The organism is Bradyrhizobium yuanmingense (assembly GCF_900094575.1).
Classification (GTDB): Bacteria; Pseudomonadota; Alphaproteobacteria; order Rhizobiales; family Xanthobacteraceae; genus Bradyrhizobium; species Bradyrhizobium yuanmingense.
Genome location: NZ_FMAE01000007.1, coordinates 1 through 20,866, shown reverse-complemented (window position 1 = coordinate 20,866; position 20,866 = coordinate 1). Strand labels below are relative to the sequence as shown.

Sequence of the window (20,866 nt, the reverse complement as noted above, 5' to 3'; positions counted from 1 at the left end):
GATCAGGAATTAAGACATGGTTGCGCTTTCCGGGGCGAAATCTGCCGCATCTGCGGTGGGTGATCGACACTCACGTTTCATTTGGCTGCTGCTGGCCTTGGGTGCCCTGTCCGGCTGCATGCCGGCAACAACGCACATGGCCAGCGCGGATCCCGCCGATCCCGCGGCGAAGGTGGCCCCAATCGGCTATCGCTCGACCATCGCGCCCTATACCAGCCTGCGGCCTGCGACGCCGGCACCATGGCGTGGCCGCAACGAGGCGGTGACGCCGCAGCCGAAGCAAGAGCGGTAGGAGCGCGCCATGACACCCCACCTTGCGCGAGGCCTGCTCGTCATCGCCGCGCTCAGCATGTCCGGCTGCGCCGCGTTCTCGCCCGACGGCGGCATGACCGACGTCTCGGATCTGACGAGCCGGACCATCAACAAGGACGTCGCCTTCGTGCGCTCGGCCGAAGGCGCCGCCGCGGTCGACGCCCGTGTCCGCCAGCTGCTCTCGCGCACGCTCAGCGTCGACGCCGCCGTGCAGATCGCGCTGCTCAACAACAAGGGACTGCAGGCCGCCTACAACGAGCTGGCGCTGGCGGAGACCGAGCTGGTCGAGCAGAGCCTGCCGGCCAATCCGGTGTTCGCGGTCTCTCGCATCACGGGCAATGGCGCCAGCGAGATCGAGCGTCAGGTGGTCGGCGATATCCTCGCGCTCGCCACCCTGCCGTTCCGTTCCGAGATCGCCCGCGAACGCTTCCGCGGTGCGCAGCTGCGCGCCGCGCTGGCGACGCTGCGGCTCGCCTCGGACGTTCGCCGCGCCTATGTCCGTGCGGTTGCCGCCAACGAGATGGTGGGGCTGCTGACCGACGCAAAGGCGACGGCGGAATCGACCGCACAGCTCGCGCTCAAGCTCGGCGAGACCGGCTCGCTCAACAAGCTCGACCAAGCGCGCGAGCAGGTGTTCTATGCCGAGACCACCGCAGACCTCGCCACCGCGCGGCAGATGGCGGGAAGCGCGCGCGAAAGGCTGGCGCGCCTGATGGGGCTCTGGGACGACGGTCTCGACTTCCGCCTGCCCGATCAACTGCCGCCGCTGCCGCGCCGGCCGCTGGCGCTCCCCACGATCGAAGCCGACGCGGTGGCGCATCGGATCGACCTGCAGATCGCGCGGCTGGAGCTGGCCGCGCTGGCGAAGGCGCTGAACCTCACCGAGGCGACGCGCTTCGTGACGCTGCTCGATCTCGCCGGCATCTCCCGTCGCACCCAGGATCCGGAAGGGCCGCCGTTCCGCGAGCGCGGCTTCGACCTGCAGTTCCAGATTCCGATTTTCGACGGCGGCGAGGTGCGCGTGCGCCAAGCCGCCGAGACCTACAACCTCGCCTTCAACCGCCTGACCGAGCGGGCCGTCAATGTGCGGTCCGAGGCGCGCGACGCCTATCGCGTCTACCGCTCCACCTACGACATCGCCGGCCATTACCAGCGCGAGATCATCCCGTTGCGCAAGATCATCACCGAGGAGATGCAGCTGCGCTTCTCCAGCATGCAGGTCGACATCTTCGCGCTGCTCACCGAAGCGCGGCAGCGCCTCGCGGCGCTGCGCGGCGCGATCGACGCCAGGCAGAGATTCTTCCTCGCCCAGGCCGATCTGCAGACCGCTGTCAACGGCGGCGGTCTGCCCGCCGCCGTTGGCGACAATCCAACCACCGTTGCCGCGGCAGCTCCTGCCGAAGGCGGCGGCCACTGAGACGGAGGCCAAGATGTTTTCCCGCCGAGGATTTTTAGGCACCGCCGCGCTTGTCGGCGCATCCGCTATTCAAGGCCGCGTCCAGGCCGCGTCGATTCCGGAAGCACCCACCATGGACAAGGTGGTGATGCAGCCGCCGCTGCATCCGAGCAGCGGCCCGGATTATCGACCCGTGGTCACGCTGAACGGCTGGTCGCTGCCGTTCCGCATGAACGGCGACTGGAAGGAATTCCATCTCGTCGCCGAGCCGGTGGTGCGCGAGTTCGCGGAAGGAATGAAGGTGAATTTGTGGGGCTACAACGGGCAATCGCCGGGCCCGACCATCGAGGCCGTCGAGGGCGACAAGGTGCGCATCTTCGTCACCAACCGCTTACCCGAATACACCACGGTGCACTGGCACGGCATGATCATCCCGAGCGGCATGGACGGCGTCGGCGGATTGAACCAGCCGCACATCGAACCGGGCAAGACCTTCGTCTACGAATTCGAGATGAAGAAGAGCGGAACCTTCATGTACCACCCGCATTCCGACGAGATGGTGCAGATGGCGATGGGCATGATGGGCATGTTCATCGTGCACCCGCGCGACCCGAGTTTCCGCGCCGTCGACCGCGACTTCGTGTTCGTGATGAGCACCTATCGCGTCGACCCCGGCACCTATCTGCCGCACGTCAACGAGATGACGGACTTCAACATGTGGACCTGGAACGCGCGGGTCTTTCCCGGAATCGATCCGCTGCCGGTCAGGCTCGGCGACAAGGTGCGCGTGCGCATCGGCAATCTCAGCATGACCAACCATCCGATTCATTTGCATGGCCACAGCTTCGCGGTGACCTGCACCGATGGCGGCTGGATTCAGGAAAGCGCGCAGATCCCGGAGACGACCACCGACGTTCCGGTCGGCGCCATCAGGGTGTTTGACGTGCTCGCCGACAATCCCGGCGACTGGGCGTTCCATTGCCACAAGTCGCACCACACCATGAATTCGATGGGACACGACGTGCGCAACCTGATCGGCGTGTCGCGCAAGGATCTCGCCAAGGCCGTCGGCAAGCTGGCGCCGGACGGCATGGCCATGGGCTCGACCGGCATGGCGATGGGCAACATGGAGATGCCCGCGCCCGACAACACGCTGCCGATGATGACGGGCACCGGCCAGTTCGGGCCGATCGAAATGGGCGGCATGTTCACCGTGATGAAGATCCGCGAAGACCTCGCACGCGACGATTACCGCGATCCCGGTCCGTACAAATTCCCGCCAGGCACCGTCGCCTACGAAGTCGCCGCACCCGCCCCCGAGCCGGCGCGGCAGAAATCCGGCAGTCCGCCGATGAAGCACAAGATGTGAGCGTTTCGATGAACCACCAACCGGAGACTACGATGAAGATCACGCTCAAGCTCGCCCTCGCGCTGGCTGCACTTTCGGCCGCGCCGGCCTTCGCTCACGACAAGCACGGGCACGGAAACTATTCGGCCGGCGAGCCCGGCGATCCCAGGAAGCCCGCGCGCACTATCGAAATCCTGATGAACGAGATGGACTACACGCCCGCGAAAATCGAGGTCAAGCGCGGCGAGCAGATCCGCTTCGTGCTGCGCAATGTCGGCAAGGAGGACCACGAATTCCTGCTGGCCACGACCAAGGAGAACCTCGCGCATGCGGATCAGATGAAGAAGCATCCGCACATGGAGCACGACGAGCCGAATGCGGCGCGGCTTGCCCCAAAGAAGACGACCGAGATCCTCTGGAAGTTCAGCAAACGCGGCACCTTCGAATATTCGTGCCTCATTCCCGACCATCGCGAGTACGGCATGGTCGGCCAGGTCACCGTGAAGTAACGCGAAAGGAGATCCACATGAACCGCATTATCCGTATCGCTTCGGCGCTGGCGCTGACCGTCGGCCTTGCGACTGCAACCCTCGCCGCCGAAGGCGCGGCGATCAGCGGCGAGGTGAAGAAGATCGACGAAGGCGCCGGCAAGATCACGCTCAAGCACGGACCGGCGAAGAGCCTCGGCATGGAGGACCCCATGACCATGGTCTATCGGGTCAAGGATCCCGCCATGCTCAAGCAGGTGAAGGTCGGCGACAAGATCACCTTCGAGGCCGAGGAAGGGTCGTCGGGCTACACGGTGACCAAGATGCAGAAGGCGAAGTAGGGCAGCCTCGCCTGCCCGTCATTCCGGGGCGCCCTCTTGGCGCGAGCCCGGAATCCATTTCACCACCATACCTGCGGCCCGATGGATTCCGGGCTCGATGCTCCGCATCGCCCCGGAATGACAACCCGCCCCCGAAACATCCCGGTCTGAGCTCCTCCCACCCCTCCGTTAACCCTTTGCTAACCATACACCCGGCAAGAATTGCCGGGTGAAGTCGAGTGTCGTCGGCCGCGTTTAGAACGGGAGCTCCCGTGGACGCCAGTGCGGTGCCTCACTTTCGGAACGGCGGCCCGTCGGCTGCCGCGCAGACGTTTGGGGCGCGCGGACGGCAGTCGCGCGGGGAGGCAGCTACCATGGTCGACGTCACCGCAGGACAGGGCGTAGGCAGCGCAAGGCCCTCGATCCCTTCCCTCAACGACATCGTCACCGTCCTCAAGCGCGGCGACATCGCGCTGGCGCTCGGCGTTCTCACCATCCTGGTGGTGCTGATCCTGCCGCTGCCCGCGATCGTGCTGGACGTGTTCCTGGCGATCTCGATCACGCTCTCGATCCTGATCCTGATGACGTCGCTGTTCATCCAGGCGCCGCTGGAATTCTCGGCCTTCCCGACCGTCCTCCTGATCTCGACCATGCTGCGGCTCTCGCTCAACATGGCCTCGACCCGGCTGATCCTGTCGCACGGGCACGAGGGCACGGCCGCCGCCGGTCACGTCATCGAGGCCTTCGGCAACTTCGTGATGGGCGGCAATTTCGTCATCGGCATCATCGTCTTCGCCATCCTGATCGTCGTCAATTTCGTCGTCATCACCAAGGGCTCGGGCCGCATCGCCGAAGTCGCCGCCCGCTTCCACCTCGACGCCATGCCCGGCAAGCAGATGGCGATCGACGCCGACCTCGGCGCCGGCCTGATCGACGAGAAGGTCGCCAAGGAGCGGCGCAAGGAGCTCGAGGACGAGAGCGGCTTCTTCGGCGCCATGGACGGCGCCTCCAAGTTCGTCCGGGGCGACGCCATCGCCGGCCTCCTGGTCGTGTTCATCAACGTCGTCGGCGGCATCATCATCGGCGTCGCGCAGCAGGGCATGTCCTTCGCCGACGCGGGGCGCACCTACACGCTGCTGACCGTCGGTGACGGCCTTGTTACTCAGGTACCGGCGCTGATCGTCTCGACCGCGGCCGGCCTGCTCGTCTCCAAGGCCGGCGTCTCCGGCGCCGCCGACAAGGCGCTCATGAAGCAGTTCTCCGGCTATCCGCAGGCGCTGGCGATGTCCTCGGCGGTGATGCTGGTGCTGGCGGCGCTGCCGGGCATTCCGACCCTGCCCTTCCTCGCGCTCGGCGCCGGCGCCGGCGCGCTGGCCTGGAACGCCCGCAACCGCAACCGCGTGGCGGCCAAGGCCGAAGCCGCCGTTCACGCCGCGCCCGCTCCGGGAACGCCGGGTGCGCCGGGCGCTGCCGCGACGGAAGAGCCGATCTCGGCCGCGCTCAAGATCGACGACCTCAAGATCGAGCTCGGCTACGCCCTGCTGCCGCTGGTCAACGGCCCCGACGGCACCGACCGCCTCACCGAGCAGATCAAGGCGCTGCGCCGCTCGCTCGCGATCGAGATGGGCTTCGTGATGCCGGCGGTGCGCATCCTCGACAACGTCCAGCTCGAGGCCAACACCTACATCATCAAGATCAAGGAGGTCGACGCCGGCACCGGCAAGATCTGGCCGAACCAGTTCATGGTCATGGATCCCGGCGGCAGCCAGGTGCAGGTGCCCGGCATCCACACCACCGAGCCGACCTTCGGCCTGCCCGCAACCTGGGTCGATGCCAGCCTCAAGGAAGAGGCCTCGCTCAAGGGCTACACCGTCGTCGACGCCGCGACCGTGCTCTCGACCCATCTCACCGAGCTGCTCAAGGCCAACATGTCGGACCTGTTGTCCTACGGCGAGGTGCAGAAGCTGCTCAAGGAGCTGCCGAAGGAGCAGAGCGAGCTGGTCAAGGACATCGTCCCGGGCCAGGTCACGGTCTCCGGCATCCAGCGCGTGCTGCAGCTGCTGCTCGCCGAGCGCATCTCGATCCGCGACCTCTCCACCATCCTCGAAGGCATTGCGGATTCGCTCGCCTTCTCGCGCAACCCCGCGACCATGGTCGAGCACGTCCGCGCCCGCCTAGCGCGGCAGATTTGCGCGCAGAACACCTCCTACGCCGGCTATCTGCCGCTGATCGCACTGTCGGCGAAATGGGAGCAGGCTTTTGCCGAATCCATCATCGGCCAGGGCGAGGAGCGGAGCCTTGCCATGCAGCCCTCGAAACTCTCGGAATTCATGACTGCCGTGCGCGAGGCCTTCGAGCGCGCCGCCCGCGAAGGCGAGGCGCCGGTGCTGGTCACCTCCGCTTCCATTCGGCCCTTCGTGCGCTCCCTGGTGGAACGGTTCCGGGCCCAGACCACCGTGCTGTCGCAGGCCGAAATCCACCCCAGGGCGAGGCTGAAAACCGTCGGAAGCATCTGATTTGCCTTAAGAAGCCGTGTGTTTTTCAGCCACAGGCAAATGGTTTTTGAGTTCCTGGCGCCTTGTCGACCAAGGCCTCAAAAACCCGGCACTAGGCTCATTACATCTTTGAAATAATTATGTAAAAGAACGATCAAGGGCCGCCTTTGATCGCGATCTATCACGTCATATCACGCCCTTGTGATGGCCCCTTGGGAACGAATCCCCCCGATACTAGGTTGATGGGCACCGGAAGCATGAACCTGCCTCAAATGGCCGGCGACTACTTCGGGTAGATGGCGGCAGGAGGCTTCCATGAACCACTCGATCTACAGCGCAGATCGCGCGACCCATTTGAAAATCGTGGTCGTCGCCCTCGTCGCAGGGATCGCGGTGGCTGGCCTCGGCATTACGGCACGCTCGGGTTCGGATGAAGGCCTGACCCAGACCGCCCGCGTCATCAAGGCCGGCAAGCCGGTCGTTGTCACCAGTTCGAACGCGTCCCTCGTTCGCTAAGGAGATCTGACGAGTTTTGTGAATTCACGCGGCTCTTTACCAGCCCCCCAAAGTCGCCACGTGGATATGTAGACGACCCCAACCCCAAGTCGACTACAGAAAGCGCCCGCCCCCCACGGGCGCTTTCCCATTTCTGGTATCTCGTCATTGCGAGCGCAGCGAAGCAATCCAGACTGCCTCCGCGGAAAGACTCTGGATTGCTTCGCTGCGCTCGCAATGACGGAGCAAGCGGCACGGCCCTGCCTGCCAACTACCTTCCCCCATACGTCGGCGGCGGCGCCTGCACGGTCGGGGCGGCGGCAGCGAACAGCTCGTCCTTGCGTCCCGAGAGCGGCGGATAGATGCGCTTGCGGTTGATGGTCTGTTTGGTCGACTTCGCGGCCGCGCCGGTGGCACGGACCTCGCGATTCCATCCTTCGGTATAGAGCGCGCCCCAGCCGCCGAGGTCGAGCACGGTCACGTACCAGTCGATCCGCAGCGGCAGCATGGGCAGGCCGACGAGATCGGCGACCACGTTGTGGCCGGCGAAGCGGCCCATGGGACGGGCGAACTGGCAGGACATCACGGTCGGATGCAGCCCGTCGATCACGCTCGACGCAACATCGCCGGCCGCGAACACGCCGCCGACATCGGCCACACGCATGAAGGGATCGACGAGCAGGCGCCCGAGCGAATCGCGCCCGCCCGGAAAGGTCGCCGCCAAAGGGCTTGCCCGCATGCCCGCGCACCAGATCACCGTCCGTGCCGGAATGAATTCGCCCGAACTCAGGCGCATGCCCGCGGCCTCGATCGCGGCGACACGCACGCCGAGCCGCGTCTCGATGTCGAGCGAAGCCAGGGCCGTCTCGATCACCGGGCGCGCGTTCGCGCCGATGCTGGCGCCGACGCTCGGATTGGGATCGACCAGGATGATGCGGCGGCTGCCGGTGATCCCTGCGCGCGCCAACCGGTCCGGCATCTCAGCTGCGACTTCGATGCCGGTGAAGCCGGCGCCGACCACGACCACCGTTGAATGGCCCGGAGACGGCGCGCTGCGTCCGAGCGAAACTAGATGATCTTCAAGGCGGAGCGCCGCGGCATAGGTGTCGACGTCGAAGGCGTGTGCGGCCAGGCCGGGAATATCGGGGCGCATCACCGCGCTGCCGAGCGCCAGCACCAGGCGGTCGTAGTGCAGCGTCTCCGCGCCGGCGCTGGTGACGAGCGAGATTTCGCGCCGGGCCGGATCGACGGCCTCGACCTCGCCAAGGCCGTGGCTGACGCCGATCGGATCGAGCAATTGCGGAAGCGGAAGCGCGACCTCGGCGAGATCGGCCTCGTAATTGCGCACGCGGATATTGTGATAGGGATTGCGGTCGACGAGACGGATTTCGATGTCGCGATCGCTCGCGCCGATCTCCTCGCGCTTGCGCGCGGCGCCGATGGCCGCCCACAACCCCGCAAACCCGGCGCCGAGCACGACGATACGCGCCATCTCCGCCTACTGCACTTTCCCGAGGAAACCTGCGGCCTGCCCGCGGAGACAGACTAGCGCAACAACAGGCGGCGACCAAATGCGGCGGCGTCCGCGCCGCTGCACAAAATCGCGATTTATGCCTCGCGCAATTCCGACGGCGTCGCGCCAAAACGCTTGCGGAAGGCGCGGTTGAAATAGGACAGATCGGAGAAGCCGGAGGAATGCGCGATGTCACTGATCTTGCGCATCCTGGCGCGGGGATCGCCGAGCAGCTTGCGCGCATGGAGCAGGCGTTGCTCCAGCACGAATTCGGTGAAGGTCGTGCCGGCCTGCTCGAACAGGCGCTGGGCCTGGCGCGGGCTCAAGCCCGAGCGCGTCGCAACTTCGGCGAGGCAGAGATCGTTGCGGCCGAGTGCGGCCATCACGTCGGCGCGCATGAGATCGAGGCGCGCCGCCGCCTGCCCGCGGCCGCGGGCGCGGCTTGCGTGCTCGGCATCGGTGCCGAGCAGGAGACCGACGAGATCGACCATGTGCTGCGCGGTCAGGCGCTGGCCGACCGCATCGAGATGCGGCGCGTGATTGGCGGCGAGCGCGTGGTAGCGGAAGATGGTCTCGGCGACTGCGCCGTCGACGAGCACCTGCGAGAGCTTGTCCTCGGCGCGCGGATTGATGTCGAGCAGCGCGCGGCGCGGCATGCGAACGGTGGTGAAGCGGTCTGCCTCGGTGTGGCCGACGGTGCCGGTCACGCTCATGTCGACCAGCACCATCTGGGCGGGCGCGAGCTCGACGGTGTGGCCGTTCTGCCCGACGCGGACGAGCCCCGCATGGGCCGATATCAGCACGAGATCGTCGCTGCCGTCGGCAAGGTGGCTCTGTGTGCGGGAATATTGCGCCGAGGCACCTTCCGGAATGGCAAGGGTGATGTTGTCGACGACGCTGATCTGCAGCCGGCAATCGATGCTGTCGCCACGGCTCGGCCCGATATCGAGGCCGCAGCGACCGACGGCCCGCTCGCGCCAATGCTCGAAGGCCGGACCGTGCGGCAGGCCTGCATATTGGTGAAGGAAGATGCCCGGCGTTCTCGCTGCATCCATCTGATTTTCTCGCCCTTTCCGGCATCAATCGCGTTCAAATTCCGGGAATTTGACGCCGTGGACCGAGGCGAGGTTCAAATCGAGGGCGGATTCGGGGGCACTTGTCGGGCTGCGACAGCGGGATGGACCGTGGCGACAGTCGCCGTGGCACCTATTTTTGCGCGGGCGCCTGCGGTTGGGCCGGCGGCACGGTCTCGATCAGCTTGCCGGAAAAGACCGGGGCGGAGGTCGGCTGGCCGTTCGGCGAGCCGCCCGCCTGCTCGATGGTGACGGCGAAGGTCGCGCTATTGACGACCTCGGCATCGTAGGAGGCGAGCAGTGGACGCGCGGTGAAATCGCCGGCGCCGATCACGCCGAGCGAGCGCGGGCGCGGCAGCTTGTCCGAGATCAGCCAGAGCTCGAAGCTCTTGCCGGGCTCCGGCGTCGCGCCGACCTTCCGCACCGTGAAATTCCGCGTCGCGCCGTCGATGGTGAGGATGAAGGCGGGGCCACCGCCCTGGCCCTGCAGCAGCGCGACATATTGCGCGGAGGCGGCGAGCGGCGCGGCCGGCGTCTTCACCTCGACCGTCTGGATGCGCGGCGGGGGACGCAAAGCGCCCGGCAGCGCGTCGGGCAGCAAGATCTGCAGCGACAGCGTTACGAGCAGCGCGGCCGCGAGCGCGCCAATGGCGGAAGCGATGGTGCGCCAGCGCTTCACCCGGCTCTCGAGACGAATCACATTGCTGTCGTCGACCACCGGCGCTTGGGGCGCACGGACGACGTTGGCATCCGGCGCATGGACTTGCGGGATGAATTGCGGCGCGATCTCCGGAACAGCATCAAACTCGGGACGCGGCGCCTCAGGCGCCGCGGCTTCGGGCTGCTGCACCTCAGCCGACTGCGAGCTCTCGGGCGGAGATTCCGCAGCTGCCAGCGAGGGCGTCTCGGGCAAAGGCGGCTGTGGTGGCGGCGAAGCTTCGGCAGGCGCAGGCGGCTCCTGCGCGGCGGTCGTGCGCGCGATCTCCGCCCTGATGTTCTCCCACACGATCGGACGCGGCTCGACCGAGCCGACCATCTGGTTGAGCACGCCGAGCCGATAGGCCCAGGCCTGCACGATCTCGGCGAACGCCGGGTCCACCGCCATCATGGTCTCGACCTGCGCGCGCTCGTCGGCGCCGAGCGTCCCGAGCGCATATTCCGCGGCGAGCGCGATATGGTCCTCCGTGTAGGCCATCAATTGCAGTCCAGAACCACCCTCATCATCCAAGCGATCACAGTCCGAGGCACTCCCGGATATCCAGCATGCTGCGCCGCAGCCACGTCTTCACCGTGTTGACCGGCGCTGAAAACTTCTCCGCCAATTGCTCGCGGCTCCAGCCGTTGTAATAGGCGAGCAGCACGAGCCTCTGACGGTCCGGCTCGAGCCGGCCGATGCATTCCAGGAGCCGCTTCAGCTCCTCGGTCATCTCGCGGCGGGCCAGCGGATCGGGACTTTCGGCCGCGACTTCCATCGCCTGAGGCTCTTCCTCGATGGAGGCTTCCGACTTCTTGCGGACGATGTCGATGGCGCGGTTGCGGGCGATCGAGGCCATCCACGTGATCGGCGAGGACAGGGCCGGATTGAACTGGCCGGCGCTGTTCCAGATCTTGACGTAAGTCTCCTGAATGACCTCCTCCGCGAGATCCTGCCTGCGCAAGATACGGAGCACGACGCCGTAGAGTTTCGCGCGCGTGGCGGCGTAGAGGCGCTCGAACGCGGCCTGATCGCCCTTCGCCACCGCCTCAATCAACCCGACCAGCTCCGCTGGCGTCAGCATTCAGCCCCCCAACACGCGGCCGTCGCGTTCGGCGCAGACCCCGGCACCGCACCACCATAGCGCGCAGCCAAGCCGACCACCAAGGGGCGCGGCGCCACACTGTGGACAGCACATGCGAAAACCCGGACCTTGCGGGTCCGGGTTCTGGAATTCCTAGATGATCTGGTGCTAGCGGCTCAGGCGACGGCGCCGATACGGGCACGCATCAGGCCGATGCTGTCGAGGTCAGCCTGCTCGCGGGCGTTCTCCTCGGCACGCTCGCGGGCCTGGTCGCGCTCGTCGAGCAGCTCGACCTTTTTCAGTTCCTCGAAGGCCTCGGCCAGTGCGGCCTTGGCTTCCTCGAGCTGGCCCTTGAGCTCGTCGGCCGAACGGGTCAGGTTCTCGCGGCGCTGGATCGCGGCTTTGGCGTAGGTCGGGTAGGCGAAGTGCGAGGGATCGTTGATCCCGGCGCGCTCCTGCTCGGTCTGGATCTCGCGTTCGAGATCGACCGACATGCGCTGGAAGTCGGCGATCATGGTCTCGATCTGGGTGACCCGGCGGCGCTTCTCGTCGACCTGAAACTTCTTCAGGCGGATGAGGGTATCTCGTGACTTCATCGACTCGTACTCCCCAGAAGTCCCCCCGCTGCACGTGGGACGATACCGGTCACCCCACGGGCCCGAAGGGGGCCCAGACCGGCTCTGCTACTCTGTGGGATCGGATGATGACCGGACAAAGTTAGCGTTCCGTTTCCAAATTGCCGAGGATTTGCGCCAATTGGCGATAGCCCTCCGCGAGCGATGCCTTTTCGTCCTTGCGCTGGCGCAGGAAGGCTTCCAGCGGCTCGTTGAGGCGGATGGCCTCGTCGACCTCGGGACTGGAGCCGGCGCGGTAGGCGCCGAGACGGATCAATTCCTCCATGTCGGCATAGGTCGCCATCACCTGGCGCGCCCGCTGGATCACCGGCCAGAACTGCGGATCGGCCGATTTCGGCATCGTGCGCGAGACGGATTTGAGAATGTTGATCGCGGGATAGCGGCCGCGCTCGGCGATCGAGCGCTGCATCACGATGTGGCCGTCGAGGATGCCGCGGACGGCATCGGCGATCGGCTCGTTATGGTCGTCGCCGTCGACCAGCACCGTGAAGATCGCGGTGATGGCGCCCTCGCCCAATCCCGGCCCGGCACGCTCCAGCAGCTTCGGCAACTCGGTGAAGACGGTCGGCGTGTAACCCTTGGCCGTCGGCGGCTCGCCGGCAGACAGGCCGATCTCGCGCTGGGCCATCGCAAAGCGCGTCACCGAGTCCATCAGGCAGAGCACGTCCTTGTCCTCGTCGCGAAAATATTCGGCGACCGCGAGCGTGAGGTAGGCCGCCTGGCGGCGCATCAGGGCCGGCTCGTCGGAGGTCGCGACCACCACGACTGAGCGCGCAAGGCCCTCCTCGCCGAGATCGTCCTGCAGGAATTCCTGCACCTCGCGGCCGCGTTCGCCGATCAGCCCGATGACACTGACATCGGCATCGACGTTGCGCGCCAGCATCGACAGCAGCACCGACTTGCCGACGCCGGAGCCTGCGAAGATGCCCATGCGCTGACCGCGGCAGCAGGTGAGGAAGGTGTTCATGGCGCGCACGCCGAGGTCGAGCGGGCTGCCGACGCGCTTGCGCGAATGGGCGGGCGGCGGCGTATTGCGGAACGGCATCGGCGAAGAGCCCTGCGGCAGCGGCCCCTTGCCGTCGATCGGCTCGCCCAGCGCATTGACGACGCGTCCCAGCCAGGCCGCGGACGGCCTCACCTGGTTGGCGGCATTGGCGATGACCGCCTTGCAGCCGCGGCGCACGCCCTCGAGGCCGGCGAACGGCATCACCACGGCATTGTTGCCGGAGAAGCCGATCACCTCGCACGGAATGGTGCGGTTGGCGCCGGTCTCGATCACCAGCCGCGCGCCGACCGACATCGCGTGGATAGGGCCGGCCACCTCGACCATCAGACCGCGAACGCCGACCACGCGGCCATAGATGTTGATGCCGTCGATGTCGCCGATCTGTTCGGCCAGCGCCTTCATCGGGGGGCCTTCATCAGCAGCGCACCTTCATATGAGGGTCCTCATGAGATGGTCGCCTTCGGTGATCCCGGGACATCACGGTGAAAACCTTAAGTTTCGCCATATTTCTGAACGGCGCTTAACTTCGTGTTTACCCGCATCATTAATCATTGCGTCACTGTCTTTGAGACTGAGCGTGCCTCCCCTTCAGAAGAAGGCTGAGTCGCGGGAGTCGGTTAGGCCCGTCTCTTAAAGTGGAGCTTGAACGGAATCGGGTAACGAAAGCTGCTTCGTACGCAAGACCTTAGGGCGATTCGACAAAAATTGCACCGGGGGGACTTGCGTTCCAGAATCAGACTTTGTTAACCATCTGTTGTCAGGATCCGAATCAGTTGTTCAAAGGCGTTTTGTTGAGTGCCGCGAATGCGGCCGACCTGACGCCCAGGAGCGGCGACTATGGGGAACTGGCATGCGCGTTTTGCTGATTGAAGATGACAGCGCCGTCGCGCAGTCGATCGAGCTGATGCTGAAGTCGGAGAGCTTCAACGTCTACACGACCGATTTGGGGGAAGAAGGCGTCGATCTCGGTAAACTATACGATTACGACATTATTCTCCTCGACCTCAACCTGCCCGACATGTCCGGCTACGATGTGCTCAAGCAGCTCCGGGTCTCCAAGATCAAGACACCGATTCTGATCCTCTCCGGCCTCGCCGGCATCGAGGACAAGGTCAAGGGTCTCGGCGTCGGCGCCGACGACTACATGACCAAGCCCTTCCACAAGGACGAGCTGGTGGCCCGCATCCACGCCATCGTGCGCCGCTCCAAGGGCCATGCCCAGTCGGTCATCCAGACCGGCGACCTCGTCGTCAACCTCGACACCAAGACGGTGGAAGTCGGCGGTCAGCGCGTGCATCTGACCGGCAAGGAATATCAGATGCTGGAGCTGCTCTCGCTCCGCAAAGGCACGACCCTCACCAAGGAAATGTTCCTCAACCACCTCTATGGCGGCATGGACGAGCCCGAACTGAAGATCATCGACGTCTTCATTTGCAAGCTCCGCAAGAAGCTCGCCAACGCCTCCGAGGGCCGCAACTTCATCGAGACCGTCTGGGGCCGCGGCTACGTGCTGCGCGAGCCGCACGAGGCCGACGAGCGCATCCCCGCCTGATCCCTGGGTTACGTCGCGAGCCCAGTCAGGCTCGCTCCTCCCAGCCTGGACCCCGCCGCAAATGGCGGGGTTTTCGTTTTGGGGGGACGCTTCATTGGAAGCTTAACGTTTGAACCCCTAGCCTTCCCCTGCCGACGAATGGTCGCTGCACGATGGGGAAACGATGATCCTGCAATCACTCGCCGGCCTGCCCGCCTTCCTGGTCTATTTCTGCACCGGGCTGATCGTGATCGTGGCCTATCTGTTCGTCTACACCCGCATCACGGCGCATAACGAATTCCAGCTCATTCGCGACAACCAGCCGGCCGCGGCGATCGCGCTTGGGCTCAGCCTGCTCGGCTTCGTGGCGCCGCTGGTCAGCGCCATCGCGCATTCGGCCAACGTGCTGGACTGCCTGATCTGGGCGACGATCGCGCTGATCGTGCAGGTCATCGTGTTCTATCTCGTCAAGGTTCCGGTGCCGGACTTGTCGAGGCGCATCGATGACGGCGAGCTTGCCCCGGCGATCTGGCTCGGCCTGTCCTCGCTCGCCGCGGGCCTGCTGAACGCCGCCAGCATGATCTACTGACATGGCCGACAAACCCGCCAAGAAGGAGTTCGGCAAGCGCCGGCCAGTCGCCGAGCCGCCGCGACCGCCGGTGAAGCGCTCCGGCCACGTCGCGCTGCTGGTGATGGGCACGATCGCCGTCGGCACCACGGCCTATACCTTGATGCCGCGGCAGAACTGCGAGCCCACGCCCGGCGCCGTGCCGGGGCAGACGACCACGACCTGCACGAGCAGCAGCAGTTCGTCGGGCGGCAGCAGTTCGCGCTGGTCGTCGCGATCGAGCTTGTTCAGCGGCGATTCCTCCAGCCATTCCTCGTCGGGAACGTCGTCCAATGTCAGCCATAGCAGCGTGAGCCGCGGCGGCTTCGGCTCGTTCGGCCACGGCTTCTCGGGCGGCGGCTGATCCATGCAGCGCATCACCTGCCTCGAGCGCGACGACTGGCGGGAGACCGCCGCACGATGCGGCTTCGTCTTCCACACCATCGACGGCGAGCGCTATTGGGACGAGCGCGCCTATTATGGCTTTACGCTGGAGGAGATCGAGCGAGGCATCGAGGCGCCGACCGGCGAGATCGACGCGATGTGCCTGGAACTCGCCGGCCGCGTCATCGGCGACGAGCGTTCCTTGCGACGGCTGAAGATTCCGGAAGCGTTCTGGGGCCTGATCGTCGAGAGCTGGAAGCGCGACGACCGCAGCCTCTACGGCCGGCTCGATCTGAGGTTCGACGGCAAGTCGCCGGCAAAGCTGCTCGAATACAACGCGGACACGCCGACCTCGATCTTCGAGGCCGCGGTGTTCCAATGGACCTGGCTCGAACAGGCGATCGAACGCCGCGTCATCCCCTCGCGTGCCGACCAATTCAACTCCATCCACGAGCGGCTGATCGCGGCATGGAAGGAGATCGCTGGGAGCCGTCACGTCCATCTCACAGGGATCACCGGCAACGAAGAGGACGCCGGCACGCTCGCTTATCTCGAAGACACCGCGCGCCAGGCCGGACTCTCGACGACGCTGCTCGACATCGAGCAGGTCGGCTGGCGCGACGAGGCCGGCGGCTTCGTCGATCTCGGCGAGAACGACATCGCGCTCGCCTTCAAGCTCTATCCCTGGGAATGGATGTTCCAGGACGCCTTCGGCGCAAAGCTGAAGGATGCGCCAACGCGCTGGATCGAGCCGCCGTGGAAGGCGGTGCTCTCCAACAAGGGCATCTTGCCGCTGCTCTGGGAGATGTTTCCGAACCATCCCAATCTGCTGCCGGCCTTCTTCGAGGACGATCCGCGCGCCGCCGAGCTCGGCACGTCCTATGTGCGCAAGCCGCTGCTGTCGCGCGAAGGCGCCAATGTCACGCTGGTCTCCGGCGGCATGCCGCTCGACGAGCAGACGGGGCCGTACGGCGCCGAAGGTTTCGTACGTCAGGCCTTGTCACCGCTGCCGAACTTTTCGGGCTGCTATCCGGTGATCGGAAGCTGGCTGGTGAACCACGAGCCCTGCGGGATATCGATCCGCGAGGACGAGAGCCCGATCACGGGCAACCGCTCGCGGTTCTTACCGCATGCGATTTTGTGATTTTGTCATTCCGGGGCGCGACAAAGTCGCGAGCCCGGAATCCATAACCACAGTCGGATGAAATGGCCCTGGTCTAACCGCCTGCCTATTTCGATGGCCTGTGGTTATGGATTCCGGGCTCCGCGCTTATGCGCGGCCCCGGAATGACAAAGAGAACTCATCTCGCCGCGGCGACCTTCAGCGGCTGCGGCATCAATCCGCCCATCGGACGGCCGGAGCGCGCGGGGTTGAGCTGATAGAGCCCGCGGCGATCGGCGATGGGGCGGAACGCGTCCGTGATGCCGACGACGGATTCGGCCGCCCCGAGCAGCAACGTGCCGTCGGCCTCCATCGCCTTCGCCAGACGCTCGAAAATCACCGCCTTGGTGTCCTGGTCGAAATAGATCAGCACGTTGCGGCAGAAGATCACGTCGAACGTGCCGAGATGGGAGAAGTCCTGCAGCAGATTGAGCTGGCGGAACTGCACCATGGCGCGAATGTCGGCGTTGAGCTGCCAGAGCTCGCCGGTTTGCGTGAAGTATTTCACCAGATGCTGGATCGGCAGGCCGCGCTGCACCTCGAACTGGCTGTAGAGGCCCGCCTTGGATTTCTCCAGCACCTCCTGCGACAGATCGGTGGCGACGATCTCGATGCGCCACCCCGCGAGCGCCGCGCCCATCTCCTTCACGCACATCGCGATCGAATAGGGCTCCTGCCCGGTCGAGGCGGCCGCCGACCAGATGCGAAGCGACTTGCGCGCCGCGCGCGCCTGGATCAGGCCCGGCAGGATGGTGTCGCGCAGGTGATCGAACGGAATCTTGTCGCGGTAGAAGAACGTCTCGTTGGTGGTCATCGCTTCGACCACGTCGGTCGCAAGCCGGCCGTCGCCGTTCCTGATCTTCAGGACGAGGTCGGGGATGCCGGGAACGCTTGCCTTGCGGGCGAGCGGCAGCAGCCGGCTCTCGACCAGATATTGCTTGTCGGCGGAGAGATCGAGACCGGAGCGCTCTTTCAGGAACTTGCGCAGATAGTCGTAATCTGCGGGCGTCACGAGCGGTCTCCAGCGAACAGGCGGTTGACCTTGGCGCCGATCTGGTTGAGCGGCAGGATCGCCGCGCAGATGCCGGCATTGGCCGCCGCGCCGGGCATGCCCCAGACCACGCTGGAGGCTTCGTCCTGCGCAATCACGCTGCCGCCGGCCGCGACGATGTCCTTGCCGCCGCGCATGCCGTCCGAGCCCATGCCGGTCAGGATCACCGAGAGGATGTTGCCGTGCCAGACGTCGATGGCGGAGGTGAAGAGCGGATCGACCGCAGGCTTGCAGAAATTGACGGCGGGGCCGTCGTCGAGCGCGATCACAGGATCGGCGCCGCTGCGCGTGACGCGCATGTGCTTGCCGCCCGGTGCGAGGTAGATCCGTCCCGGCTTGACCGGCTCGCCGTCGACCGCCTCGGCCGCCGGCCGGCGGCTCGAGCGCGCCAGATGCTCGGCCAGGATGGTGGTGAAGGTCGGCGGCATGTGCTGGGTGATCAGCACCGGGAAGCGATCGATCACGGCGCCGAGCTCGGTGACGAGCGACATCAGCGCCTGAGGACCGCCGGTCGAGGAGCCGATCAACAGCACCTTGGGCGCCTGGGTCGAGAACGGACGCGTTGACACCGAGCCTGACGAGGAGGCCGGAGCGGGCGCAGGCGCGGCAGGCCGCGCGACAGGACTGCGCGCGACGGGAGCCGGGCTCGCCGGCGCCAGCGGCGGACTCGCAACCGCAGACTTGCGACGCAGCCGCGCGCCGAGATGGCGGATCTTCTGGATCAGGTCGTGATGGAAAATGTCCGCGGCCGACGCCTCACGCGTCGATTCCGGCTTGGGAATGTAGTCGGCTGCGCCGAGCGACAACGCCTTGAAGCTGATCTCCGCGTTGCGGCGGGTCAGGGTGGAAGCCATGATGATGACGAGATCGCGCTTCTTGGCGAGCAGTTGCGGCAGCGCCGAGAGGCCATCGAGCTCGGGCATTTCGATGTCGAGCACGGCAACATCGGGATTGATGCGGTCGAGCTGGTTGACCGCCTCGAGCCCGGTGCGCAGCGAGGCCGCGACCTCCATGTCGTGCTCGGCACCAATCCAGCGCGAGATCAGACCGCGGATGACGACCGAGTCGTCGACGATCATCACCCGCAGCGGCCCGGTTTCGCGCGACGTGCCCGTGGTCGAATTACCTGCGAACGCAACACTCATTACACACCAACTCAGACTGAAACGGTTCAGTTGAAAACAAGCGCCGAAGGATCCGTTCAGCCTCCGGGCGATCGCTCAGATCAGGCCGACTTCCTGAAATTTCGCCGTCACGATGTCCTTGTCGAACGGCTTCATGATGTATTCGTTGGCGCCGGCGTGCAGAGCGCGCGCGATATGCGCGACGTCGTTCTCGGTGGTGCAGAACACCACCTTGGGCTGGTCGCCGCCGGGCATGCGCCTGAGATGGCCGAGGAACTCGTAGCCATCCATGACCGGCATGTTCCAGTCGAGCAGCACCGCGTCCGGCAGGCCGCGCTTGCAGGCCTCCAGCGCCTTCTCACCGTCCTCGGCTTCGAGGATTTGGAAGTCGAGCCCCTCCAGGATCCGGCGCGCAACCTTTCGGATGACGCTGGAATCATCAACGACGAGACAAGTTCGCATGTGAACCTCTGCTTCCTTCCCCCCTTTGCGGGGGCACTTCCAATCGCAAGTCCCTCGGCGGCAATGCCGCCGTATCAGGCCGCCATCATCTCGGGCGCGAGCTCGAGGACGCGGTCGACGTCGAGGACGACCATGAGCTGGCCGTCGAGGCGGTGGACGCCGCCGGCGAGCTTGGCCATGCGGGGGTCGAGGTTGACGGGGTTTTCTTCCTTGCCGTCCTCGGGCAGGCGCAGCACCTCGCCGATCTGGTCGATCAGGAGGCCATAGGATTCGCCGCGTAGGTCGACGCCGACCGCCATCGCGGTCTTGCCGTCCTCGTCCTTGGGCAGGCCGAGGCGCGAGCGCATGTCGACCACGGTGACGATGCGGCCGCGCAGGTTCAACACGCCCGCGATCTCACGCGAGGCCAGCGGCACGCGGGTGACGCGCTCGGGCATGAACACGTCCTGGACGCGGGAGATCGGCAGGCCGAACAGCTGGCCGCCGATCATCGCGGTGACGTATTCGACCATGGCGCCTTCGCTGGACTGGGTCTTCTTGCTCATTTCAGTGTCTCCTGGTCCATGCCGCTCAAGGTTTAAGCCGCGGCCGCCCGGCTCAGCTCGGAGGCGCCGGCGGCGCCCGCGGTCTGCTCCTTCAGCGCCGCGATCAGGCCGGGACGGTCGAACTTGGCGACGTAATCGTGGAAGCCGGCCTGACGGCCGCGCTCGATCGCCGCCGGCGACACCAGCGCCGACAGGCCGATGATCGGCGTCGCAGCGAGGTTGTTGTCGGAGCGGACGACTTCCGCGAACTCGAACCCGTTCATGTCGGGCATCTCGATGTCGGTCAGGATCACGTCGAAGCTTTGGGCGCGCAGTGCCGCGAGGCCCTCCTGCGCGGTCGGCGCGGTGCGGACGCGGTAGCCGGCGGCCTTCAGCACCGGCGCCAGCATGTTGCGGAAGAAGGCCGAGTCGTCGACCAGCAGCACCGACTGCGAATGCAGCGACGGCTTCATCTCCTTGCGGGTGAACCAGTCGGCGAACGCCATCGGCAGGAAGTGGCCGACGTCGATCACCTCGGTGGCCTGGCCCTTGATCACGGCCGAGCCGAGAATGCCGGAGGAGGAGCCGCCGACCTCGATGTTGAGCCGTTCCTCGACGATGTCGATGATCTCGTCGACGACGAGGCCCATGGAGCGGCCGTCGTCGGCGAACACCAGGATCGGCTGGGCGCCCTGGCTCGCAATGGTGACGCCTTCCATGGCCACCAGCGGCATCAGCTGCTCGCGGTACTGCACCATGTAGCGGCCGTTCGAGAACTCGATCTTGTCGGCGGGCAGCTCTTCCAGGCGCGTGACGAGGCCGAGCGGAACCGCCTTGGGCTGCGACGAGCCGGCGCGGAACACCAAGAGCGAGGTGGTCTGCTCGCCACTTCCGATGTGATGGCCGGCCGCTTCGTCACCCATGTCATGGGCCGAGGAGCCGGCGGCGCCGAGCGCCTTGGCGATGCCGTTGGGATCGATGATCATGATGACCGCGCCATCGCCCAGAATGGTGTTGCCGGAGAACATGTCGATGTGACGCAGTTTTGTCGACATCGGCTTGACCACGATTTCTTCGGTGTGGAACACGCCATCGACGACGATGCCAAAGGTCTGGCTGCCGACTTGCGTCACCACGATGAAGCCGTTCTCGGGATCGGAGG

22 protein-coding genes are annotated in these 20,866 nt (G+C 65.7%); 11 read left to right on the top strand and 11 right to left on the bottom strand.

What is annotated here, in order from left to right; translation table 11 throughout:
* The first annotated feature begins 16 nt into the window (after positions 1-16).
* From GA0061099_RS24715 to GA0061099_RS24685, 7 genes are all read left to right on the top strand, one after another.
* A complete protein-coding gene (locus GA0061099_RS24715; RefSeq protein WP_036026801.1) occupies positions 17-292 on the top strand; it encodes a hypothetical protein in 276 nt (91 codons plus the stop codon).
* Between the two features lie 9 nt (positions 293-301).
* Positions 302-1,729 (top strand): TolC family protein, encoded by a 1,428-nt coding sequence (locus GA0061099_RS24710; protein WP_036026803.1) that lies wholly within the window; start codon positions 302-304, stop codon positions 1,727-1,729.
* A gap of 13 nt (positions 1,730-1,742) precedes the next feature.
* Positions 1,743-3,077: a multicopper oxidase family protein gene (locus GA0061099_RS24705; protein ID WP_036026811.1), complete on the top strand. Its 1,335-nt coding sequence runs from the start codon at positions 1,743-1,745 to the stop codon at positions 3,075-3,077.
* A gap of 32 nt (positions 3,078-3,109) precedes the next feature.
* The gene (locus tag GA0061099_RS24700) at positions 3,110-3,565 is read left to right on the top strand and encodes a cupredoxin domain-containing protein (RefSeq protein ID WP_036026804.1); all 456 of its coding nucleotides are present in this window, start codon (positions 3,110-3,112) and stop codon (positions 3,563-3,565) included.
* Positions 3,566-3,582: 17 nt separating this feature from the next.
* The gene (locus tag GA0061099_RS24695; RefSeq protein ID WP_036026805.1) at positions 3,583-3,885 is read left to right on the top strand and encodes a copper-binding protein; all 303 of its coding nucleotides are present in this window, start codon (positions 3,583-3,585) and stop codon (positions 3,883-3,885) included.
* 353 nt (positions 3,886-4,238) lie between these two features.
* Positions 4,239-6,380 carry a flagellar biosynthesis protein FlhA gene (flhA, locus tag GA0061099_RS24690; protein ID WP_036026806.1) on the top strand — a complete coding sequence of 714 codons (2,142 nt, stop codon included), beginning with the start codon at positions 4,239-4,241 and terminating at the stop codon, positions 6,378-6,380.
* 294 nt (positions 6,381-6,674) lie between these two features.
* The gene (locus GA0061099_RS24685) at positions 6,675-6,875 is read left to right on the top strand and encodes a hypothetical protein (protein WP_036011854.1); all 201 of its coding nucleotides are present in this window, start codon (positions 6,675-6,677) and stop codon (positions 6,873-6,875) included.
* A 250-nt stretch (positions 6,876-7,125) separates the two neighbouring features.
* Here the strand turns inward: GA0061099_RS24685 and GA0061099_RS24680 are convergent, their stop codons facing one another.
* The 6 genes from GA0061099_RS24680 to fliI all read right to left on the bottom strand — a co-directional run bounded on the left by GA0061099_RS24680 (position 7,126) and on the right by fliI (position 13,261).
* Positions 7,126-8,346: an NAD(P)/FAD-dependent oxidoreductase gene (locus tag GA0061099_RS24680; RefSeq protein ID WP_074448089.1), complete on the bottom strand. Its 1,221-nt coding sequence runs from the start codon at positions 8,344-8,346 to the stop codon at positions 7,126-7,128.
* Positions 8,347-8,462: 116 nt separating this feature from the next.
* Positions 8,463-9,422 carry a helix-turn-helix transcriptional regulator gene (locus tag GA0061099_RS24675; RefSeq protein ID WP_036026814.1) on the bottom strand — a complete coding sequence of 320 codons (960 nt, stop codon included), beginning with the start codon at positions 9,420-9,422 and terminating at the stop codon, positions 8,463-8,465.
* A gap of 151 nt (positions 9,423-9,573) precedes the next feature.
* Positions 9,574-10,635: an anti-sigma factor gene (locus GA0061099_RS24670; RefSeq protein WP_036026816.1), complete on the bottom strand. Its 1,062-nt coding sequence runs from the start codon at positions 10,633-10,635 to the stop codon at positions 9,574-9,576.
* A 37-nt stretch (positions 10,636-10,672) separates the two neighbouring features.
* Positions 10,673-11,218, bottom strand: coding sequence for a sigma-70 family RNA polymerase sigma factor (locus GA0061099_RS24665; protein WP_036026817.1), 546 nt, complete (start codon positions 11,216-11,218; stop codon positions 10,673-10,675).
* A 176-nt stretch (positions 11,219-11,394) separates the two neighbouring features.
* On the bottom strand, positions 11,395-11,814 hold the full coding sequence (gene fliJ / locus GA0061099_RS24660; protein ID WP_025032035.1) for a flagellar export protein FliJ: 420 nt from the start codon (positions 11,812-11,814) through the stop codon (positions 11,395-11,397).
* Positions 11,815-11,935: 121 nt separating this feature from the next.
* Positions 11,936-13,261 carry a flagellar protein export ATPase FliI gene (fliI, locus tag GA0061099_RS24655; RefSeq protein ID WP_036011877.1) on the bottom strand — a complete coding sequence of 442 codons (1,326 nt, stop codon included), beginning with the start codon at positions 13,259-13,261 and terminating at the stop codon, positions 11,936-11,938.
* Positions 13,262-13,709: 448 nt separating this feature from the next.
* On the opposite strand from fliI, the gene ctrA reads away from it, so the two are divergent.
* The 4 genes from ctrA (at position 13,710) to GA0061099_RS24635 (ending at position 16,525) form a co-directional block, all read left to right on the top strand.
* Positions 13,710-14,411 (top strand): response regulator transcription factor CtrA, encoded by a 702-nt coding sequence (gene ctrA / locus GA0061099_RS24650; protein ID WP_016848562.1) that lies wholly within the window; start codon positions 13,710-13,712, stop codon positions 14,409-14,411.
* 163 nt (positions 14,412-14,574) lie between these two features.
* Positions 14,575-14,979, top strand: coding sequence for a DUF350 domain-containing protein (locus GA0061099_RS24645; protein WP_036011880.1), 405 nt, complete (start codon positions 14,575-14,577; stop codon positions 14,977-14,979).
* A 1-nt stretch (position 14,980) separates the two neighbouring features.
* Positions 14,981-15,361 (top strand): hypothetical protein, encoded by a 381-nt coding sequence (locus GA0061099_RS24640; protein ID WP_074448088.1) that lies wholly within the window; start codon positions 14,981-14,983, stop codon positions 15,359-15,361.
* Between the two features lie 3 nt (positions 15,362-15,364).
* On the top strand, positions 15,365-16,525 hold the full coding sequence (locus GA0061099_RS24635) for a glutathionylspermidine synthase family protein (RefSeq protein ID WP_036026820.1): 1,161 nt from the start codon (positions 15,365-15,367) through the stop codon (positions 16,523-16,525).
* Between the two features lie 157 nt (positions 16,526-16,682).
* On the opposite strand, the gene GA0061099_RS24630 is transcribed toward GA0061099_RS24635, so the two are convergent.
* The 5 genes from GA0061099_RS24630 to GA0061099_RS24610 form a co-directional block, all read right to left on the bottom strand.
* Complete coding sequence (locus GA0061099_RS24630) at positions 16,683-17,555, bottom strand: CheR family methyltransferase (protein ID WP_036026821.1); 873 nt, start codon at positions 17,553-17,555, stop codon at positions 16,683-16,685.
* The gene (locus tag GA0061099_RS24625; protein ID WP_036026822.1) at positions 17,552-18,739 is read right to left on the bottom strand and encodes a protein-glutamate methylesterase/protein-glutamine glutaminase; all 1,188 of its coding nucleotides are present in this window, start codon (positions 18,737-18,739) and stop codon (positions 17,552-17,554) included. Before GA0061099_RS24625 ends, GA0061099_RS24630 begins: the two co-directional genes overlap by 4 nt.
* Before the next feature lie 75 nt (positions 18,740-18,814).
* Entirely contained in the window at positions 18,815-19,180 is a 366-nt protein-coding gene (locus tag GA0061099_RS24620) for a response regulator (protein ID WP_007600538.1), read from the bottom strand.
* 74 nt (positions 19,181-19,254) lie between these two features.
* Positions 19,255-19,725: a chemotaxis protein CheW gene (locus tag GA0061099_RS24615; protein WP_074448087.1), complete on the bottom strand. Its 471-nt coding sequence runs from the start codon at positions 19,723-19,725 to the stop codon at positions 19,255-19,257.
* A gap of 32 nt (positions 19,726-19,757) precedes the next feature.
* The coding region (locus GA0061099_RS24610; RefSeq protein ID WP_141697666.1) for a response regulator at positions 19,758-20,866 on the bottom strand (1,109 nt) is incomplete at its 5' end.

What these genes read in the sequence shown, in the direction of transcription:
- GA0061099_RS24715 (WP_036026801.1), top strand. Translation starts at nt 17, where the DNA reads ATGGTTGCGCTTTCCGGGGCGAAATCTGCCGCATCTGCGGTGGGTGAT.
- GA0061099_RS24710 (WP_036026803.1), top strand. Translation starts at nt 302, where the DNA reads ATGACACCCCACCTTGCGCGAGGCCTGCTCGTCATCGCCGCGCTCAGC.
- GA0061099_RS24705 (WP_036026811.1), top strand. Translation starts at nt 1,743, where the DNA reads ATGTTTTCCCGCCGAGGATTTTTAGGCACCGCCGCGCTTGTCGGCGCA.
- GA0061099_RS24700 (WP_036026804.1), top strand. Translation starts at nt 3,110, where the DNA reads ATGAAGATCACGCTCAAGCTCGCCCTCGCGCTGGCTGCACTTTCGGCC.
- GA0061099_RS24695 (WP_036026805.1), top strand. Translation starts at nt 3,583, where the DNA reads ATGAACCGCATTATCCGTATCGCTTCGGCGCTGGCGCTGACCGTCGGC.
- flhA (WP_036026806.1), top strand. Translation starts at nt 4,239, where the DNA reads ATGGTCGACGTCACCGCAGGACAGGGCGTAGGCAGCGCAAGGCCCTCG.
- GA0061099_RS24685 (WP_036011854.1), top strand. Translation starts at nt 6,675, where the DNA reads ATGAACCACTCGATCTACAGCGCAGATCGCGCGACCCATTTGAAAATC.
- GA0061099_RS24680 (WP_074448089.1), bottom strand. Translation starts at nt 8,346, where the DNA reads ATGGCGCGTATCGTCGTGCTCGGCGCCGGGTTTGCGGGGTTGTGGGCG.
- GA0061099_RS24675 (WP_036026814.1), bottom strand. Translation starts at nt 9,422, where the DNA reads ATGGATGCAGCGAGAACGCCGGGCATCTTCCTTCACCAATATGCAGGC.
- GA0061099_RS24670 (WP_036026816.1), bottom strand. Translation starts at nt 10,635, where the DNA reads ATGGCCTACACGGAGGACCATATCGCGCTCGCCGCGGAATATGCGCTC.
- GA0061099_RS24665 (WP_036026817.1), bottom strand. Translation starts at nt 11,218, where the DNA reads ATGCTGACGCCAGCGGAGCTGGTCGGGTTGATTGAGGCGGTGGCGAAG.
- fliJ (WP_025032035.1), bottom strand. Translation starts at nt 11,814, where the DNA reads ATGAAGTCACGAGATACCCTCATCCGCCTGAAGAAGTTTCAGGTCGAC.
- fliI (WP_036011877.1), bottom strand. Translation starts at nt 13,261, where the DNA reads ATGAAGGCGCTGGCCGAACAGATCGGCGACATCGACGGCATCAACATC.
- ctrA (WP_016848562.1), top strand. Translation starts at nt 13,710, where the DNA reads ATGCGCGTTTTGCTGATTGAAGATGACAGCGCCGTCGCGCAGTCGATC.
- GA0061099_RS24645 (WP_036011880.1), top strand. Translation starts at nt 14,575, where the DNA reads ATGATCCTGCAATCACTCGCCGGCCTGCCCGCCTTCCTGGTCTATTTC.
- GA0061099_RS24640 (WP_074448088.1), top strand. Translation starts at nt 14,981, where the DNA reads ATGGCCGACAAACCCGCCAAGAAGGAGTTCGGCAAGCGCCGGCCAGTC.
- GA0061099_RS24635 (WP_036026820.1), top strand. Translation starts at nt 15,365, where the DNA reads ATGCAGCGCATCACCTGCCTCGAGCGCGACGACTGGCGGGAGACCGCC.
- GA0061099_RS24625 (WP_036026822.1), bottom strand. Translation starts at nt 18,739, where the DNA reads ATGAGTGTTGCGTTCGCAGGTAATTCGACCACGGGCACGTCGCGCGAA.
- GA0061099_RS24620 (WP_007600538.1), bottom strand. Translation starts at nt 19,180, where the DNA reads ATGCGAACTTGTCTCGTCGTTGATGATTCCAGCGTCATCCGAAAGGTT.
- GA0061099_RS24615 (WP_074448087.1), bottom strand. Translation starts at nt 19,725, where the DNA reads ATGAGCAAGAAGACCCAGTCCAGCGAAGGCGCCATGGTCGAATACGTC.